This is a genomic window from Streptomyces sp. NBC_00654 (assembly GCF_026341775.1).
GTDB lineage: Bacteria > Actinomycetota > Actinomycetes > Streptomycetales > Streptomycetaceae > Streptomyces.
Map to the genome: position 1 here is coordinate 1,318,796 of NZ_JAPEOB010000001.1, position 18,635 is coordinate 1,337,430.

Below are 18,635 nucleotides of genomic sequence, written 5' to 3' on the forward strand. Positions count from 1 at the left end.
CCGTGCGGGAAACGGAAGCGGACACCGTGCGGGAATCGGAAGGGGAGAGCGGGATGACGGCGCGGACGGCGGAGATCCCGGCCGACGGCGAGCGGCTGCGTCGCTGGCGGATGGTGCTCGGCGCGGACAGCGCCGAGAGCACCGGGTGCACGCTCACCGGCAGGGACGCCGCGATGGACAGCGCGCTGGGTGCGCTCTACGGCGGCGGGGAGAAGAAGCCCGGCGGCCGCAGCGGGAGTGAGCGCTCGGCGGGAATGGGCGCCTCCGCCCCGTCCGTCGCCCGCTGGCTCGGTGACATCCGTACGTACTTCCCCAGCTCCGTCGTCCAGGTCATGCAGCGGGACGCGATCGACCGCCTCGGCCTGTCGGCACTGCTGCTGGAGCCGGAGATGCTGGAGGCCGTCGAGGCCGACGTCCACCTCGTCGGCACCCTGCTCTCGCTCAACAAGGCCATGCCGGAGACGACGAAGGAGACCGCGCGGGCCGTCGTGCGGAAAGTCGTCGAGGACCTGGAGAAGCGCCTCGCGGGACGCACCCGGGCCACCCTCACCGGAGCGCTGGACCGTTCGGCGAGGATCAGCCGGCCGCGTCACCGGGACATCGACTGGGACCGCACCATCCGGGCCAATCTCAAGAACTACCTCGCCGTTCCGGGCGCGGACGGGGCCGGCACCGTCGTACCCGAACGTCTCATCGGCTACGGACGCGCCGCCCGGTCCGTGAAGAAGGACGTCATCCTGTGCATCGACCAGTCGGGTTCGATGGCCGCGTCCGTCGTCCACGCCTCCGTGTTCGGCGCCGTCCTCGCCTCCATGCGCACCCTGGCGACCCGGCTCGTCGTCTTCGACACGGCGGTGGTCGACCTCACCGACCAGCTCGACGACCCGGTCGACGTCCTCTTCGGCACCCAGCTCGGCGGCGGTACGGACATCAACCGGGCGCTCGCCTACTGCCAGTCCCGGATCACCCGCCCCGCCGACACGGTCGTCGTCCTCATCAGCGACCTCTACGAAGGCGGGATACGGGACGAGATGCTCAAGCGGGTCGCCGCGATGAAGGCGTCGGGCGTGCAGTTCGTGTCGCTGCTCGCACTCTCCGACGAGGGCGCGCCCGCGTACGACAGGGAGCACGCGGCGGCGCTCGGTGCGCTCGGGGCGCCCGCGTTCGCCTGCACGCCGGACCTGTTCCCGGACATCATGGCGGCGGCGATCGAGAAGAGGCCGCTGCCCATACCGGACGGGGAAAACCCTCGGTGACCCTGCCGACGTGCGGTTTCGTCCTGGGCGACGTGGCCATCGGCGCGACCTGTGACCGTAATCACCGCTCAGGTGTGATCTGCGATTTAGGGTCCTGTGGAGCGCGGGGATAACCTGCCGGATGGACATGCCGCGTACTCGGACACCGTGTGCGCATTCCTGGTGACAGCGCAGTCACGATGCCCTTCGCGGCACGCCCACGCAGAAAACCAACCGCGAGACCACTAAAAGGGACGGACGCGCGTGGACCTGTTCGAGTACCAGGCGAGGGACCTCTTCGCCAAGCACGGTGTACCGGTGCTGGCCGGTGAAGTCATTGACACGCCTGAGGCAGCCCGCGAGGCGACCGAGCGGCTGGGCGGCAAGTCTGTCGTCAAGGCGCAGGTGAAGGTCGGTGGCCGAGGCAAGGCCGGCGGCGTCAAGCTGGCCGCCACCCCCGACGAGGCGGTCGCGCGTGCGACCGACATTCTCGGCATGGACATCAAGGGCCACACGGTCCACAAGGTGATGATCGCCGAGACCGCGCCGGAGATCCTTGAGGAGTACTACGTTTCGTACCTCCTCGACCGCACCAACCGCACCTTCCTGGCCATGGCCTCGGTGCAGGGCGGCATGGACATCGAGGAGGTCGCGGAGAAGACCCCCGAGGCCCTCGCGAAGGTCCCGGTCGACTCCAACTCCGGCGTCACCATCGAGAAGGCCCGCGAGATCGTGGCCCAGGCGAAGTTCCCGGCCGAGGTGGCCGAGAAGGTCGCCGAGGTCCTGGTCACGCTGTGGGACACCTTCGTCGCCGAGGACGCGCTCCTCGTCGAGGTGAACCCGCTGGCCAAGGTCGCCTCCGGCGACATCATCGCGCTGGACGGCAAGGTCTCGCTCGACGAGAACGCCGACTTCCGCCAGCCCGGCCACGAGGCCCTGGAGGACAAGGCCGCGGCCAACCCGCTGGAGGCTGCCGCCAAGGCCAAGAACCTCAACTACGTCAAGCTCGACGGCGAGGTCGGCATCATCGGAAACGGTGCCGGTCTGGTCATGTCGACCCTGGACGTCGTCGCGTACGCCGGTGAGAACCACGGCAACGTGAAGCCCGCCAACTTCCTCGACATCGGTGGCGGCGCCTCCGCAGAGGTCATGGCGAACGGCCTGGAGATCATCCTCGGCGACTCGGACGTCAAGTCCGTCTTCGTCAACGTCTTCGGCGGCATCACCGCCTGCGACGAGGTCGCCAACGGCATCGTCCAGGCTCTGGCGCTGCTCGAGTCCAAGGGCGAGAAGGTCGAGAAGCCGCTGGTCGTGCGTCTCGACGGCAACAACGCGGAGCTGGGTCGCAAGATCCTTTCCGACGCCAACCACCCGCTCGTGCAGCGTGTGGACACCATGGACGGCGCGGCCGACAAGGCCGCCGAGCTCGCCGCGGCTGCGAAGTAAGGGACGAGGGACTCCAACACCATGGCTATCTTCCTCACCAAGGACAGCAAGGTCATCGTCCAGGGGATGACCGGCGCCACGGGCATGAAGCACACCAAGCTCATGCTGGCTGACGGCACCAACATCGTCGGCGGCGTGAACCCGCGCAAGGCCGGCACGACCGTCGACTTCGACGGCACCGAGGTCCCGGTCTTCGGTTCCGTCAAGGAAGCGATGGAGAAGACGGGCGCGGACGTCTCCGTCCTCTTCGTGCCGCCGGCCTTCGCCAAGGCCGCCGTCGTCGAGGCGATCGACGCCGAGATCCCCCTCGCGGTCGTCATCACCGAGGGCATCGCCGTCCACGACTCCGCCGCCTTCTGGGCGCACGCGGGCGCCAAGGGCAACAAGACCCGGATCATCGGCCCGAACTGCCCGGGTCTCATCACCCCCGGCCAGTCCAACGCCGGCATCATCCCGGGCGACATCACCAAGCCCGGCCGCATCGGTCTCGTGTCCAAGTCCGGCACGCTGACCTACCAGATGATGTACGAGCTCCGTGACATCGGCTTCTCCTCCGCCGTCGGCATCGGTGGCGACCCGGTCATCGGTACGACGCACATCGACGCCCTCGCGGCGTTCGAGGCCGACCCCGAGACCGACCTCATCGTGATGATCGGCGAGATCGGTGGCGACGCCGAGGAGCGTGCCGCCGACTTCATCGCGAAGAACGTCACGAAGCCGGTCGTCGGTTACGTCGCGGGCTTCACCGCCCCCGAGGGCAAGACCATGGGCCACGCGGGCGCCATCGTCTCCGGCTCCTCCGGCACCGCCCAGGCGAAGAAGGAGGCCCTTGAGGCCGCCGGCGTGAAGGTCGGCAAGACGCCGACCGAGACCGCCAAGCTGGCGCGCGAGATCCTCGGCGCCTGATCGCGCGCCGCGGCGGCCCGGCCGCCCCGGCACCGCGTCACACCGCACGGATGGCGCGGGCCCGTACCCCCGGACAAGGGGTACGGGCCCGCGCCGTTTCCGTTCCGTCCGGTCGGGGAATGCGCGCCGATCGGGGAATGCGCGCCGATCGGGAATGCGTACCGGCCGGGAAGCCGCCGGTCAGGGAATCCGCGGCACCAGCCGTTCCGGGCCGTTGGCGAACTGCTCGCGCAGTGTTTTCTGGAGTTCCAGGTCCTGGGAGGTGAGCTTCTGCGGGCCACCGCGCGGCGGAACGCCGCCGACCCGCTCCGGGGGCGACAGCGGTTGCTCGTACCGTGTGGGGGCCGTGTGCAGGGTGAAGCCCGTCGCGCCGATGAGCAGCGCGGCGAAGGCGATGGCCGCCCGGGTCCAGAGCTGGGCCTTGCGTTCGCTTCCGGTGCGCACGGTACGCGCGGGTGGCAGGGCGGGCAGTTTCCCGGCGAGGGCGAGCGCCCCCAGTTTCTCGTGCAGCAGCGCGGACTGTTCCGTCGGTGACGCGGAGCCCGCCAGCTCGGGCAGCCGTTCGGCGACGGCGGCCCGCGCGTTCATCAGCCGGCCCGCCGCCGCCGGGGTGCTGGCCTCGGTCTCGGCCGCGGTCTCCGGCAGATCCAGGCCCACGCCGTCGTAGAGCAGCAGCGTGCGGCGGTACGAGGGGGGCAGGTCGAGCAGCGCGTCGCGCAGGGCCCGCCGGTCCGGCTCGGCGGGCGGTGCGTCGGGATGACGGTGGGCGCGGCGCAGCCGGTGCCAGGGCGACATCGCGTACTCGTACGCGGCGGCCCGCACCCAGCCCGCCGGGTCACGGTCCACGGCGACCTCGGGCCAGCGGTGCCAGGCCAGCTGGAACGCGCGCTCGACGGACTCGACGGAGAGATTGCGGCGGCCCGTCAGCAGATACGTCTGGCGGACGAGGCCCTGGGCGCAGCCGCTGTACAGGGCGTCGAACGCCTCGGTCGGCGAGAGCCCGGTCACGTCGGGCGCGGGAGGCGAGGGGGACTCGGGGGGTGTACCCGGTGCGGCGGGGACGGGGGGTGTAGCCGGTGCGGAGGAGACGGCGGGAGCCGGAGACTCCGGGCGGATGGCCGGGGCGGCGGCCGTAGGCCGGGGAGCGTTCGGCTCCGACGGCTCAGGGGTCTCCGAGGGCCCCGAAGCCTCCGCCGGCCTCGAAACCTCCGTAGCCTTCACGGGCTCCGAAGCCCCTGAAGCCCCTGAAGCCTCCGAAGCCCCTGAAGCCTTCGGGGCCGTCGAGGTTGCCGGCGGCCGCGTCTCGCCCTCGGCGGCTGGATTCACCCCGGTGTTCGAGGTGGTCAACGCGGGACGGGGTGCCCGAGCGGTCCGTGCGGCGTCCTCGGCGGAGGAGCCGATGAGCTTGGCGTACACGGTGCGCTTGCGTCCGCGCGGGCTCGTGCGCCCCGTCTCCCAGGAACGGACGGTGGCACGCGTGACGCCGACCGCCGCCGCGACCTGCTCCTCGGTCAGCGATTTCGCCTCACGCAGCCTGCGGCGCTCCTTGGGGGAGGGCAGGGGGTCGGCAGCGGCCGTGTCGGTCGTGCTCCGAGTCATGGGTGACCCCCGGCGGTGCTGCGCTGGGTGAAAAAGTACATAAACGTATATTGAGCGACACAGCGGCCGTTCGCCCGTTACACGGAATAAGCGCGTGTCGTTGGCAGCATGGCAGCGTGACCCAAGTGACCGAGCGCAGCCCGATGTTGTCGGCCGAGCGGGGCAGGTCCGCCGCGCTGGCCTCCGCTTTTCTGCGCGGGGTGATCGCGGCGGGGCTCGGGCTCGGCTCGCTCGCCGTGCTTGTCATGGTGCTGTGGATCAGCTCTCCGTACCCGGACAGCGGACCCGGCGGAGCCCTGCACGTCGCGGCGGGGCTCTGGCTGCTCGCGCATGGCGCCGAACTCGTCAGAACCGACACCCTCAGCGGGATCCCGGCCCCCGTGGCGACCGTTCCGCTGCTGCTCTCCCTGCTGCCGGTCTGGCTGGCGCACCGGGCCGCCCGGGGCGCGGCGGACCCCGACGAGGGGCGCCCCCGGCCGTCCCCGGCCGGTGCCTTCGGCGCGGTCACGACCGGATATCTGCTGGTCGCGGCCGGTGCCGTGGCCTATGCGCGTGACGGTTCGCTGAGCGCGGACCCGGACACGCTGGCGTTCCCGCTGGCCGTCGTGGTGGCCGGTGCCGCGGCGGCCGGGGTGTGGACGGCGGGCGGGCGGCCGCTGGGCCCGGTGCCGTCCTGGGCGCCGCTGTGGATTCAGGAGGCGGTCGCGCGCACCCTGTTCCGGACCCGGGCCGAGGCGGTGTGCCGGTCCGCCGCGGCCGGGGTGATGGTGCTGCTCGGCGGTGGTGCGCTGGTGGTCGCGGCGGGGCTGGTGTGGCACATGGAGGCGGCCCGGGAGACGTTCCTCGCGCTCTCGGGCGACTGGGCGGGGCGGTTCGCCGTGCTCCTGCTGGCCCTGGCGCTCGTGCCGAACGCCGCGCTGTGGGGTGCCTCGTACGGGCTGGGGCCGGGGTTCGCGCTCGGTACGGGGGCCACGGTCACCCCGATGGCCTTCGCCGGGAGCCCGGCCCTGCCCGAGTTCCCGCTGCTGGCGGCGCTGCCGGACCAGGGGCCGGGTTCGCCCGTCAACTGGGCGGCCGCGGCCGTGCCCCTCGCGGCCGGGCTGGCCGTCGCCTGGTTCACCGTACGCAGGGCGGTTCCCGAACCGGCGGTACGGGACGGGGCCTGGAGCGTGGGGGAGACGGTGCTGGTGACGGGGCTCGCCGCGGGGGGATGCGGGGCCGGTACGGCGGTGCTCACGGCGATGGCCGGGGGCCCGCTCGGCACCGGGGCGCTGGCGGAGTTCGGGCCCGTGTGGTGGCTGACGGGCCCGGCAGCCCTGGCGTGGACGGCCGCCATCGCCGTACCGCTGGTGCTGCTGCTCCGGATGTGGCGGCTGCGGGAGACCGGGTGGGCACGGCGGCGTCGGAGCGGGCCGGAGGCGGCGGGGGAGGAGGCCGGCGCGGCGGCGCCCGGCGCGCGACAGCCGGCGCCGGCCCCCGGGGGCGAAGGCGGCCGAAGCGGCGTGCGGGACGGCGCACACGGCGGCGTACTTGGCGGCGTGCATGACGCGCACGGCGAGAGCGACGATGCCGCGCCGGAGATCACCGGGCGGCGGCGCCGGTGGCGGCGGAAGCGCGGGGCCGGGGACGGTGCGGAGGGGACGGGAGGAGCCGGCGGCGCGGCCCTGCCCGGTCCCGTGTCCATGTCCGGCCCGGCGGACCCCGCACCCGGGGCGGTCGCGGGGTTCGAACCGTACGACTTCCTGCCGACCGATCCCTGGCACGACGGGAAGGAGGCCACGGAGGCCCGGTGGGCTTCCCTCCGGCAGGACTCCGAAGGGCTCGAGGCCGACTTCCGGCCGGAGCTTCCCGCAGGTCCGCCGGAGCTCCTGGCGGACCCACCGGAGCCCCCGGTGGAATCGCGGGAGCCCTCGGCGGCCCCGGAGTCCGGCCGGGCGGCTACTTCTTGACGCCGAAGAAGGGCTCCAGCGGCTTCGGCAGGAGATCGTTGCAGGCCAGCGCGCCGGACTTGGTGAGGGCGTCGTTCACGCACGTGTAGTAGTCGCGGTAGACCAGCTGGACCGTGAAGGACGTCGCGACGATCGAGAGTGCGAGCAGGGCGGTCACCAGGCCGCTGACCGCCGCCGTGGTCTGCGGCCGGTTGCCGCCGCTCCGGCCGGCCGTCGCGGGCGGCGCGGCCCCGTCGCCCGCCCCCGCCCCTGCCGGGCCGGCCGTCGCAGGGGTGCCCGCGCCGCTGGCCGCTGCCGTGCCGTCCGTCGCGGACGCGCCCTTGGGCTTGGCGCGCAGGGAGCTGATGGCCCAGTAGACGGAGAGCGCGCCCAGGAGCAGGGCGATCTCCGGGAAGTCGAAGAGGGCGAAGAAGAACGCCCACATGCCGCCGAGCACCGCGTAGCGGGCGCGCCGCTGGGCGGGGTCGGTCGGGTCCCAGCGCAGTCCGCCCGGGTTGCCCTCGGGGCCGCCCTTGCCACCGCCCGGCCCGCCGCCGGGGCGGCTGCCGAAGCCGCCGGTGCCCCGGCCGGGCTGCTGGTCGCTCCACTGACTGCCCCAGGCCGGGCGGTCGCCGGACGGGCCGTTGCCGGAGCCGTCATCCTCCCCGTCACCCTCCCCGTTGCCGTTCGTGGGCGAGGACGGGTGGCGTGGCTGCCAGGGCTGGTCGGGCCGGTCCGCGGGCGGCGGCGCGAACGGATTGTCATCGGTGGGCCCGGCGGAACCCGGAGCGCCGGAGGAACCCGGCGTACCCGAGGGACCGGACGGCCCGGAGGAACCCGGCGTACCGGAGGAACGAGAGAGGCGGAAGGCGGTGCGGCGGCGTCGGTCCGGCATGTGGTGAACGTCTTCCCCATCTCGTCATGTCCGCCCCGAGGACGGTTCGTCCGCCCGGTGGGCGGTTCGCTGTCCCCTGACGCTACCTCCCGGTCACGCCCCCGTCCCGTGGGGGCCGCTGGGTGTGCCGGTATCGTTGCTGACGGTCGGCTCGTTCGTAGAGTTCCCCGTATCGAGGGGCGAGATTCTTTCGTACGACCGTACAAAGAGCACCGCACGCACATCGCACCTGCCTTACCACGCGAGAAAGGGCCCAGCTGTGGCCTCCCCGCCCCCCTCCGCCGCTCCGGCCCGCCTGGTCGTGCTGGTCTCCGGCTCCGGTACGAATCTCCAGGCCCTGCTCGACGCCATCGGCGACGACCCCGAGGGCTACGGCGCCCAGGTCGTCGCGGTCGGCGCGGACCGTGACGACATCGTCGGCCTGGAGCGTGCCGAGCGTGCCGGGCTGCCCACTTTCGTGTGCAAGGTCAAGGACCATGCCACCCGCGAGGAGTGGGACGCGGCGCTCACGGCCGCCACGGCCGCGCACCGCCCGGACCTCGTCGTCTCCGCGGGATTCATGAAGATCGTGGGCAGGACGTTCCTCGCCGCGTTCGGCGGCCGGTTCATCAACACACACCCCGCCCTGCTCCCCAGCTTTCCCGGTGCCCATGGGGTGCGCGACGCGCTCGCGTACGGCGTGAAGGTCACCGGCTGCACCGTCCACTTCGTCGACGACGGCGTCGACACCGGTCCGATCATCGCGCAGGGCGTGGTCGAGGTGACCGAAGAGGACACGCCGGAGGGCGAAGCCGCTCTCCATGAACGCATCAAGGAAGTCGAGCGCAAGCTGCTCGTCGAGGCCGTGGGGCGACTCGCCCGTGACGGCCATCGCATTGAGGGACGAAAGGTTCATCTCGGTCATGTCGGTGAATAAGCCCATCCGCCGCGCCCTGGTCAGTGTCTACGACAAGACGGGGCTCGAAGACCTCGCCCGCGGTCTGCACGAGGCGGGCGTCGAGCTCGTCTCCACCGGCTCCACCGCCGGGCGGATCGCCGCCGCCGGAGTGCCGGTCACCAAGGTCGAGGAGCTCACCGGTTTCCCCGAGTGCCTCGACGGCCGCGTGAAGACACTGCACCCCCGCGTGCACGCCGGCATCCTGGCCGACCTGCGCCTGGACACCCACCGTGAGCAGCTCGCCGAGCTCGGCGTGGAGCCGTTCGACCTCGTGGTCGTCAACCTGTACCCGTTCAAGGAGACCGTCGCCTCCGGCGCCTCCGACGACGAGTGCGTGGAGCAGATCGACATCGGCGGCCCCTCGATGGTCCGCGCCGCCGCCAAGAACCACCCGTCCGTCGCCGTCGTGACGAGCCCCGAGCGGTACGCCGACGTCCTCGCCGCCGTCGCCGCGGGCGGCTTCGACCTGAGCGCCCGCAAGCGCCTGGCCGCCGAGGCCTTCCAGCACACCGCCGCGTACGACGTGGCCGTGGCCTCCTGGTTCGCGGCCGACTACGCCGCCGCCGACGACTCGGGCTTCCCCGACTTCTTCGGTACGACGTACGAGCGCGGCAACGTCCTGCGCTACGGCGAGAACCCGCACCAGCCCGCCGCCCTCTACACCTCGGGCGCCGGCGGCCTGGCCGAGGCGGAGCAGCTGCACGGCAAGGAGATGTCGTACAACAACTACACGGACACCGACGCCGCGCGCCGGGCCGCGTACGACCACGCCGAGCCCTGTGTCGCGATCATCAAGCACGCCAACCCGTGCGGGATCGCGATCGCCGACGATGTCGCCGAGGCGCACCGCAACGCGCACGCCTGTGACCCGCTGTCCGCCTTCGGCGGGGTCATCGCCGTCAACCGCCCGGTGACCGTCGCCATGGCCGAGCAGGTCGCGGAGATCTTCACCGAGGTCATCGTCGCCCCGGCGTACGAGGACGGTGCCGTCGAGGTGCTGGCCCGCAAGAAGAACATCCGCGTACTGCGCTGCCCCGACGGCCCGGCCGCCCCGGTGGAGGTCAAGCCCATCGACGGCGGAGCGCTGCTCCAGGTCACCGACCGGCTCCAGGCCGAGGGCGACGACCCGGCCAACTGGACCCTCGCCACCGGTGAGGCACTCTCCGCGGACGAGCTGAAGGAGCTCGCCTTCGCGTGGAAGGCCTGTCGCGCGGTCAAGTCCAACGCGATCCTGCTCGCCAAGGACGGCGCCTCGGTCGGCGTCGGCATGGGCCAGGTCAACCGCGTCGACTCCGCCAAGCTCGCCGTCGAGCGGGCGGGCGAGGAGCGGGCGCGCGGGGCGTACGCCGCCTCCGACGCGTTCTTCCCGTTCCCGGACGGCCTGGAGATCCTCACCGCGGCCGGCATCAGGGCCGTGGCCCAGCCCGGTGGATCGGTCCGCGACGAGCTGGTCATCGAGGCCGCGAAGAAGGCGGGCGTGACCATGTACTTCACCGGAACGCGCCACTTCTTCCACTGAGCCGCGACCGAGCCCCCGGCCGCACCCCTCTCCCGGGGTGCGGCGGGGGCCGCACCGTGTCCGGGATATCCGGGAATTCAGGTCTTGGTCGTGCCTCTGTTCTAATAAACCGCCGTGGAAATCCGTTGCGGGGGCGTCGTGCTTGATCTGAACAAGAGGAAGACGGGCCGGTCCGCCGTACCGGCACCGGGCGGTCCGCCGGACGAGGTCCCGGCCTCCACCGCGGACCGGGTCCCCCTGCGCCCGTATCTGATCGCCGCCGCGGTGCTGTGCGCGCTGTACTTCCTGTACTCGCACCTCCAGTACAGCCGCTTCGGCTCGCCCTCCTGGGACCTGGGGATCTTCGAGCAGGAGGTACGGGCGTACGCCGGACTGAACGCTCCCGTCGTCGACATCAAGGGCCCCGGCTATCTGATACTCGGCGACCACTTCAGCCCCGTCGTGGCGCTGCTCGCCCCGCTCTACTGGATCTGGCCGTCCGCCGAAGCCCTGCTGTTCGCGCAGGCCGCACTCTTCGCGGCCTCCGCCGTCATCGTCGGCCGCACCGCGCAGCAGATCCTGGGCGGCCGTGCGGGCATGTGCGTCACCGTCGCGTACGGGCTGTCCTGGGGACTCCAGGAGGCGGTGAAGTCCGACTTCCACGAAATCGCCTTCGCCGTACCGCTGCTCGCGCTCGTCTGCCGGGCCCTGCTCACCCGGCGGTGGACGGCCGCCGTCCTGTGGTCCCTGCCCCTGGTCCTGGTCAAGGAGGACCTGGGCGCCACGGTCGCCGTCGTCGGCCTTCTGCTCTTCCTGTACGGCCGCCGCCTCCAGGGCGCCCTGCTGGCGGCCTTCGGCGTGCTGGCCTTCGCCGTCACCGTCCTCGTCCTGATACCGGCGGCCAGCAGCGAGGGAACGTACGACTACTGGACGAAGATCGACAAGAACGGGGAGCAGGACGTCTCCCTGTTCGACTCCGTCCTCGGCGTCCTCAACTCCTCGGTCAAGATCGAGATGCTGGTCTTCCTGGTCGGCATCACCGCCTTCATGGCACTGCGCTCGCCCCTGATCCTGCTCGTCGTGCCCACGCTCGGCTGGCGTCTGCTGTCCCAGGACTCCCACCACTGGGGCATGGTCTGGCACTACAGCGCCATCCTCATGCCCGTGGTGTTCCTGGCCATGTGCGACGGAATCCGTCGCAGCCGCGACTCCGCGCGGCCGTGGCTCGCCTCGTACGCGAAGGTCGCCGTACCCGTCGCCACCGCGATCGCCGTGGCCCTCACCCAGCATCTGCCGCTGCGCGACGTGCTGCGCCCTGAGACCTACCGCACCGACGCGCGCGTCCACGCGGCCCGGGAGGCGCTGGAGGCCATCCCCGCCGGGGCACGGGTCGAGACGGACATCACGCTGATGGCGCACCTCACGGGCGACCGCACCGTCTACTGGATCGGCGGGGCCCCGGGCACGGCCCCCGACATCGTCGCGGTCAACCTGGACTTCGGCTGGTCGCGGCCGATCACCGACCCGGTGGCGTACGCCGAGCAGCTCCACCCCGAGGCGCAGTACCGGCTCAAGCACCGGGCCGGGAGCTTCGTGGTCATGGAGCGCACGACACCGGCCCCGTCGGACATCCCCGGCCGCTGAGCCCGGCCGGCCACCGGCACTCCTGCCGCTTCCGTGCACGGCCGCTCCCGTGCACGGCTGTTCACGCGGACGGCCGCTCCTGCCGGGGGGCCGTTTCCGAGAGCGTCCGGGAAACGCGCGGAGGCCGCGACCCGTCGAACGGGTGCGGCCTCCGAGGCGAGCGGGTCGGGGCGGGGTCAGCCGGCCTTGACGACCACCGACGAGCAGACCTTGTCCGCGAACGTCTGCTTCTTCGAGTCCCACAGCGGCCACAGCCAGCCGATGTAGCAGGCGGCGCTGTCCAGGAAGTGGGCCAGGCGGCGCACGAAGGCCATGCCGAAGCCGAGCGGACGGCCGTCGGCCTCGCGCAGCAGGCGGATGCCCACGGCCTTCTTGCCGATCGTCTGGCCGGTGGAGCCCTCCAGGTACAGCAGCCAGATGGCGACGCCGATCAGACCGAGGAAGCCGATGATGGCCAGGACGCCGCCCGCGCCGTCGCCCATGGCGCCGCCCACGGCCACCACGGCGTACGGGACCGCGAGGATCAGCCCGTCGATGATGAGCCCGCCCAGGCGCAGGCCCCAGTGGGCCAGCTCGGGCATGCCGCCGCCGTAGCCGGCCTGCTGCGGGTAGCCGCCGCCGTAGGGCTGGCCGGGCTGCTGCTGGGGGTAGCCGTAACCCTGCGGCGGGACACCCTGGGGAGCCTGCTGCGGGTAGCCGTAGCCGGGCTGCTGGCCCTGGGGCGGCTGGCCGGGCTGCTGCCCGTACGGGTTGTTCGGGTCGCCGAAGCTCATGGGGTGTTCCTTCAACAGACGTGCGGGGACGGATGCGGCCACACGGAGGAAGGAACAGGTCAGCGGTCCGCCCCCCGTACTACCGCGGCACTGCGAATATCATCGTTATAAGCCGTACGTAAGTTTGTCCAGTCCGGCCCTCCAGGTGTTGTGCAAGTGCAACCTTGTGTCCATGGGGGACCCGCAATTGGTATGCGGGCGGGGTCATCCGCGAGGATGGGAACATGACTGCCCAGATTCTCGATGGCAAGGCCACCGCTGCCGCGATCAAATCCGATCTGACCGTCCGTGTGGCGGCCCTCAAGGCGCAGGGCATCGTCCCCGGCCTGGGAACCCTGCTCGTCGGGGACGACCCGGGCAGCCGCTGGTACGTGAACGGCAAGCACCGTGACTGCGCGCAGGTCGGCATCGGCTCCATCCAGCGCGAACTCCCCGACACCGCCACGCAGGAGGAGATCGAGGAGGTCGTACGGGAGCTCAACGCCAACCCCGAATGCACGGGCTACATCGTTCAGCTCCCGCTGCCCAAGGGCATCGACACCAACCGGGTCCTGGAACTGATGGACCCGGCCAAGGACGCCGACGGCCTGCACCCGATGAGCCTCGGCCGGCTGGTCCTCAACGAGACCGGCCCGCTGCCCTGCACCCCGCAGGGTGTCGTCCAGCTGCTCCGTGCCCACGGTGTGGAGATCAACGGCGCGCATGTCGTGGTCGTCGGCCGCGGTGTCACCATCGGCCGCTCGATCCCGCTGCTGCTGACCCGTAAGACCGAGAACGCCACCGTCACCCAGTGCCACACCGGTACGCGTGATCTCTCCGCCCACCTCCGGCAGGCCGACATCATCGTGGCCGCCGCCGGGGTGCCCCACCTGATCAAGCCCGAGGACGTGAAGCCGGGCGCCGCCGTGCTCGACGTCGGCGTCAGCCGCGACGAGAACGGCAAGATCGTCGGCGATGTGCACCCCGGAGTCGCCGAAGTGGCCGCCTGGGTCGCCCCGAACCCCGGCGGTGTCGGCCCGATGACCCGCGCCCAGCTGCTGGTCAACGTGGTCGAGGCAGCCGAGCGGACGGCCGCCGAGGCCACCGACGCCGCCGCGACCGCGGGCTGACCCGAACCGGAAGGAACCCCATGGGTGCTGGTACGAGTCCGGCCGGGGCCGATCCGGCTCCCGCTCCCGACCCCGCCTCCGACCCCGCCTCCGTGTCCGTCCCCGGGGACAGGGGCCCGGGGGAGCGGGGCGAGCAGCCGCACGAGCCGCACGAGCCAGGAGAGCAGGGCGAGTCGGGAGAGCAGGGCGGTGCGACGGCCGAGGAGCCCGGTGCGGGGAGCACCGCCCCCCGCCGGTCGCGGCGCTTCCCGTCGCTGACCCGTGACACCGCGCGTCCCGAGGGCGGCGGTCGGGCGGCATCGGGCGACGCGCCCGCACCGGCCCGGCAGTGGCCGCTGCTCACCGTGCTCTGCACGGCCGGGGCCGGGCTGCTGATCGTCGCCGCCGACCCGTTCGCCGCGGCGTTCCGGATCGGCACGATACTGATCGGCGCCGCGCTTCTCACCGGGGCCGTGCTGCGCTGGGCGGTCCCCTCGGTCGGCATGCTCGCCGTACGGTCCCGGTTCACCGACCTGGTCACGTACGGGCTGATGGGCACCTTGATCGTGCTGCTCGCGCTGATGGCCCAGCCCAAGCCGTGGCTGGACATTCCGGTGCTGGAGGACGCGGTCCACTTCACGATCCGCTGAGGTGCGGTGCCGGTCCGGCCCGCGTGGTGACGGGGTGTCCGTCCCTTCCCCCGTGAAGGGACGGACACCCCCCGGGCGGGACCCCTGCGGAAGTCGAGCAACTCCGGTATGCGGTGGCTTGAGCGGCCTTGCCCCGTCCTGCCTCCAGCGTCATGGACGGCGGACGCGGGTTCAAGGGATCACTGGGGCCTGTGGCACGGAAGTGACCATTCCGGCACGGTGTGATCGTTGCGCAACGGTGGCGGACCGGCCCGGCGCACGGGTACGGCACGGGTACGGCACGGGTGCGGGGCGAGTGTGCGGCACGGGTGAGGGGCGGGTCGCCCCCGTGCCCGCGTGCGCTGTGTGACCGGTTGTGTGCCGTGCCACAGGGGGGCGGGCGGCCGGGGCGGCCGGGGTCGGATAGCCTGATCGCTGGATATCTCTTCACATCAAGATTCAGAGGTGTCCAGCACCAGGGGCCCGGCACCAGGGGTCGGGGACCGCCACCGCCAGCTGTCTAACGGAGATCGCCATGACCCGCACTCCCGTGAATGTCACTGTGACCGGCGCAGCCGGCCAGATCGGCTACGCGCTGCTCTTCCGCATCGCTTCCGGCCACCTGCTCGGCCCGGACGTGCCGGTCAACCTGCGCCTCCTGGAGATCCCGCAGGGCCTCAAGGCCGCCGAGGGCACCGCGATGGAGCTCGACGACTGCGCCTTCCCGCTGCTGCGCAACATCGAGATCACCGACGACGCCAACGTCGGCTTCGCCGGTGCGAACGTCGCCCTGCTCGTCGGCGCCCGCCCGCGTACGAAGGGCATGGAGCGCGGCGACCTGCTCTCCGCCAACGGCGGCATCTTCAAGCCGCAGGGCAAGGCCATCAACGACAACGCCGCGGACGACATCAAGGTCCTCGTCGTGGGCAACCCGGCCAACACCAACGCGCTCATCGCGCAGGCCGCCGCCCCGGACGTACCGGCCGAGCGTTTCACCGCGATGACCCGCCTGGACCACAACCGCGCGATCTCGCAGCTGGCCGCCAGGACCGGTGCCGCCGTCTCCGACATCAAGAAGCTGACGATCTGGGGCAACCACTCGGCGACCCAGTACCCCGACATCTTCCACGCGGAGGTGGCCGGCAAGAACGCCGCCGACGTCGTCAACGACGAGAAGTGGCTGGCCGACACCTTCATCCCGACCGTCGCCAAGCGCGGCGCCGCGATCATCGAGGCCCGTGGCGCGTCCTCCGCCGCCTCGGCCGCCAACGCCGCCATCGACCACGTGCACACCTGGATCAACGGCACCGCCGAGGGCGACTGGACCTCGATGGGTATCCCGTCGGACGGCTCCTACGGCGTGCCCGAGGGCATCATCTCGTCCTTCCCGGTCACCACGAGGAACGGCACGTACGAGATCGTCCAGGGCCTGGACATCAACGAGTTCTCCCGCGCGCGCATCGACGCCTCGGTGAAGGAGCTCACCGAGGAGCGCGACGCGGTGCGCGAGCTCGGCCTGATCTGAGTCCCGGTCCCGGTCCCGCCGGAACCGCCGTACGCCGAAGCGCCCCCGCAGCATTCCGCTGCCGGGGCGCTTCGGCGTTCCGCGGGTCCCGCACCCGATGGACGCATGACCGGGCAGACGTCACCCGTGGTGACGCCACGGCTCCCAAAAGTCTCCACCGGGCTGCGGAGTGCGGGTATGGTGTCCCCTTTCCACCACCAACGCACGCTGCCGGAGCGTGAGTTGTGGTCAGCTAGGGGGAACCGGTGACCGGGAGTACCGTGCCGCAACCGTCGCGGAGCCAGGACGACCTGCTGGGGAAACCGCCCGTGCACCCGGCCACGAGCGAGGCCTGCAGACTGCTCTGCGCCGGGGTCTATCTGCACGACGGCTACCGCGACGCCGTGATCGACCAGCTGTATGTGCAGGAGGAGCGGATCGCCGCCCCGTCGACGGGTTTCGACGCCGCCCGGGTGCTGGCGCACGCCCTGCGGGCACGCCGCTCCGAACTCCGGTGGGCCGCGGGCATCCTGGCCACCTGGCTGCTGGGCGTCGTGCTCACCCGCGGTGCCGTCGCGGTCCTCGTGATGCCGTGCGTCCTGCTCGCCCTCGCGCCCTTGATCAGGGGGTCGGCGCGCAACCCACCGGTCTACCGCCGGATCCCGGCGTTCCTGATGCGCTGGTACGGGCGGGTCCTCCTGTTCCTCGCGGTGCTCTGGACCGTCGGCAGCGCCTTCGCCGGTCTCTTCGACGACGACGACGATTCCGGGAGCTACGACTCCTCGTACGGCTCCTCGTACGACTCCTCCGACGGGCTGTCCGACGGCTTGTCCGACGCGATCCCGGACGGGGCCGGTCTCGGTCTCGCCGTGCTGAACGAAGGCTTCTCCTCCGGCGGGTCCGGCTCGGGCGCGGCCTGGGGAGCGATTGCCTTCTTCGCCCTGATCGCCACCCTGGTGGGGCTCCGGCGCGGCCAGTTCGCCCGGGTCATGGCCGGTGAGCTGGCCAGGAAGAACTTCCCCGACCAGACCGCCGACCCGGCCGAACGGACCGTGGGCGGCCGCTTCCGGCGGCTCCAGCAGCGGATCAGGCTGGAGCAGCACGCCCCGCTGATCATGTACAGCGCCGGCGATCCGTTCTGCGGTGCCGGGGTCCCGTACCACCCGTGGAACCTGGCCGTCGAGCTCCGGCCGAGCGAGGACGGCCCGACCGAACCGATCGACAACGCGCGGATCCTCCGCCGGATCGTGCCACTGCTCCAGGAGCTGCGGGTGCCGTCTCCGCACGGCTCCCCGGAGGCTGCCGCCGCCGTACGGGACCGGCTGCGCGAGCTGCAGATCGACGAGTGCGTGTTCCTGCCGGTGCTGGGCATGCGGCGGCGCGAGGACGCCCCGTACGGTCCCGAGGGCTTCGAGACCCACCGGCTGGGCGCCGTCGAGGAGGGCGGGGAGAGCCGCAGGCACTTCCTGCGCATCCGTGTCGGCGGATGGAGCGAGGAGGTCGTCGTCACCGTCTTCGTCCGGGTCCACACCCAGGGCGGGATGCTGATGCTGGAGCTCGCGCCGCATGTCCTGATGCCGGTGCACCCGTTGTTCCAGGAGGCCGACCGGATCGCCCACCGGCACCGCAACAACAACTGGTTCGGGAAGACCGCCTGGGCGGTGGCCCGCACTCCGGGCTCGCTGGTGCGCTCGGTCGTCACCCTGGGCCGCGGCGCGGTCAGCGGCTGGACGGTCCTCACCGCCGGGAACAGCGGTGCGCTGACGGACGGGCCTGCGATGTCCATCCGGCAGCTGGGCTCGGACGACGAGGCCTCGCTCTTCCAGGACATGGACATCAACCGGTATCTGAAGAGCATCCAGGACCGGGTGACCGGTGGTGTGCGGCTCGCCCTGCGCGAAGCGGGCTGGCAGACCGACGAGTTCGAGCAGAAGATCGTGAACATCGGCGCGGGCGGGGTCTTCATCGAGTCCGCGAAGGACAGCGCGATCGGCATCGGGGACCACAACAACGTCTCGTACGGAAACGCCGGCCACCGGTCCACCGCGGACCCGAAGCGGGCCCCGGGGGCGAAACAGGGCCCCGGCGCGCAGAAGCCCCCGCCGAAGCCGTCCGGACCCGGCACCTCGCCGCGGCCGGACCAGCACCCGAACACCGGAGGTAAGTGACCATGGAGACGCCCGACGGACAGCAGCCGGTACAGCGGACCGTCCACGTGGGATCGGTGACCGGCAGCGCCTTCGCCATCGGTGACCACAACACCGTCACACAGCACCAGCACGCCGCTCCCGCCGACGGGACCCAGGCCGAACTGCTCCGCGCCGTGCGGGAGCTCCGCGCCGACCTCGAACGGTTCGTCGCCTCGGACGCCACGGAGATCCTCGACGCCGAACTGGTCTCGGTGACGGAGGAGATCGAGGGCGCCGGCGCGGCGACTCCCGGAAGGCTGGCCCGGCTCCGGGACGCACTGACGGCGACCGGTGCCCTCACCGGGACGCTGGCCTCCGGCATCGCCGTGGGGCAGGCGCTCGCCGCGCTGCTGGGGAGCTGAGC

15 protein-coding genes are annotated in these 18,635 nt (G+C 71.9%); 12 read left to right on the top strand and 3 right to left on the bottom strand.

Features of this window, described 5'->3' with window-relative positions:
- Nucleotides 1-53: 53 nt before the first annotated feature.
- The 3 genes from OHA98_RS05835 (at nucleotide 54) to sucD (ending at nucleotide 3,587) form a co-directional block, all read left to right on the top strand.
- Complete coding sequence (locus OHA98_RS05835; RefSeq protein WP_266927739.1) at nucleotides 54-1,256, top strand: VWA domain-containing protein; 1,203 nt, start codon at nucleotides 54-56, stop codon at nucleotides 1,254-1,256.
- A gap of 243 nt (nucleotides 1,257-1,499) precedes the next feature.
- On the top strand, nucleotides 1,500-2,681 hold the full coding sequence (gene sucC, locus OHA98_RS05840) for an ADP-forming succinate--CoA ligase subunit beta (RefSeq protein WP_266923033.1): 1,182 nt from the start codon (nucleotides 1,500-1,502) through the stop codon (nucleotides 2,679-2,681).
- Between the two features lie 21 nt (nucleotides 2,682-2,702).
- Entirely contained in the window at nucleotides 2,703-3,587 is an 885-nt protein-coding gene (gene sucD / locus OHA98_RS05845) for a succinate--CoA ligase subunit alpha (RefSeq protein WP_266923034.1), read from the top strand.
- Between the two features lie 180 nt (nucleotides 3,588-3,767).
- On the opposite strand, the gene OHA98_RS05850 is transcribed toward sucD, so the two are convergent.
- Complete coding sequence (locus tag OHA98_RS05850; protein ID WP_266923035.1) at nucleotides 3,768-5,186, bottom strand: helix-turn-helix domain-containing protein; 1,419 nt, start codon at nucleotides 5,184-5,186, stop codon at nucleotides 3,768-3,770.
- A 125-nt stretch (nucleotides 5,187-5,311) separates the two neighbouring features.
- Between OHA98_RS05850 and OHA98_RS05855 the strand changes: the two genes are divergently transcribed.
- Nucleotides 5,312-7,135 carry a DUF6350 family protein gene (locus tag OHA98_RS05855; protein ID WP_266927741.1) on the top strand — a complete coding sequence of 608 codons (1,824 nt, stop codon included), beginning with the start codon at nucleotides 5,312-5,314 and terminating at the stop codon, nucleotides 7,133-7,135.
- Here the strand turns inward: OHA98_RS05855 and OHA98_RS05860 are convergent.
- Nucleotides 7,125-8,009 carry a hypothetical protein gene (locus OHA98_RS05860; protein ID WP_266923036.1) on the bottom strand — a complete coding sequence of 295 codons (885 nt, stop codon included), beginning with the start codon at nucleotides 8,007-8,009 and terminating at the stop codon, nucleotides 7,125-7,127. The genes OHA98_RS05855 and OHA98_RS05860 overlap by 11 nt on opposite strands.
- Nucleotides 8,010-8,268: 259 nt before the next feature.
- On the opposite strand from OHA98_RS05860, the gene purN reads away from it, so the two are divergent.
- The 3 genes from purN to OHA98_RS05875 all read left to right on the top strand — a co-directional run bounded on the left by purN (nucleotide 8,269) and on the right by OHA98_RS05875 (nucleotide 12,088).
- Nucleotides 8,269-8,925, top strand: a complete 657-nt coding sequence (gene purN / locus OHA98_RS05865; RefSeq protein ID WP_266923037.1) for a phosphoribosylglycinamide formyltransferase — start codon at nucleotides 8,269-8,271, stop codon at nucleotides 8,923-8,925.
- On the top strand, nucleotides 8,912-10,465 hold the full coding sequence (purH, locus tag OHA98_RS05870) for a bifunctional phosphoribosylaminoimidazolecarboxamide formyltransferase/IMP cyclohydrolase (protein WP_266923038.1): 1,554 nt from the start codon (nucleotides 8,912-8,914) through the stop codon (nucleotides 10,463-10,465). The genes purN and purH overlap by 14 nt, the downstream gene beginning before the upstream one ends.
- 138 nt (nucleotides 10,466-10,603) lie before the next feature.
- Nucleotides 10,604-12,088 carry a DUF2079 domain-containing protein gene (locus OHA98_RS05875; RefSeq protein WP_266923040.1) on the top strand — a complete coding sequence of 495 codons (1,485 nt, stop codon included), beginning with the start codon at nucleotides 10,604-10,606 and terminating at the stop codon, nucleotides 12,086-12,088.
- Nucleotides 12,089-12,264: 176 nt separating this feature from the next.
- Here the strand turns inward: OHA98_RS05875 and OHA98_RS05880 are convergent, their stop codons facing one another.
- Entirely contained in the window at nucleotides 12,265-12,861 is a 597-nt protein-coding gene (locus tag OHA98_RS05880) for an RDD family protein (protein ID WP_266923041.1), read from the bottom strand.
- A gap of 224 nt (nucleotides 12,862-13,085) precedes the next feature.
- Between OHA98_RS05880 and OHA98_RS05885 the strand changes: the two genes are divergently transcribed.
- From OHA98_RS05885 to OHA98_RS05905, 5 genes are all read left to right on the top strand, one after another.
- Complete coding sequence (locus OHA98_RS05885; protein ID WP_266923042.1) at nucleotides 13,086-13,970, top strand: bifunctional methylenetetrahydrofolate dehydrogenase/methenyltetrahydrofolate cyclohydrolase; 885 nt, start codon at nucleotides 13,086-13,088, stop codon at nucleotides 13,968-13,970.
- 20 nt (nucleotides 13,971-13,990) lie between these two features.
- Nucleotides 13,991-14,599 carry a DUF3017 domain-containing protein gene (locus tag OHA98_RS05890; protein ID WP_266923044.1) on the top strand — a complete coding sequence of 203 codons (609 nt, stop codon included), beginning with the start codon at nucleotides 13,991-13,993 and terminating at the stop codon, nucleotides 14,597-14,599.
- A gap of 514 nt (nucleotides 14,600-15,113) precedes the next feature.
- On the top strand, nucleotides 15,114-16,103 hold the full coding sequence (locus OHA98_RS05895) for a malate dehydrogenase (protein ID WP_266923046.1): 990 nt from the start codon (nucleotides 15,114-15,116) through the stop codon (nucleotides 16,101-16,103).
- A gap of 260 nt (nucleotides 16,104-16,363) precedes the next feature.
- The gene (locus tag OHA98_RS05900; protein ID WP_323179518.1) at nucleotides 16,364-18,250 is read left to right on the top strand and encodes a hypothetical protein; all 1,887 of its coding nucleotides are present in this window, start codon (nucleotides 16,364-16,366) and stop codon (nucleotides 18,248-18,250) included.
- 2 nt (nucleotides 18,251-18,252) lie between these two features.
- On the top strand, nucleotides 18,253-18,633 hold the full coding sequence (locus OHA98_RS05905) for a hypothetical protein (RefSeq protein WP_266923050.1): 381 nt from the start codon (nucleotides 18,253-18,255) through the stop codon (nucleotides 18,631-18,633).
- The last annotated feature ends 2 nt before the right edge of the window (nucleotides 18,634-18,635 follow it).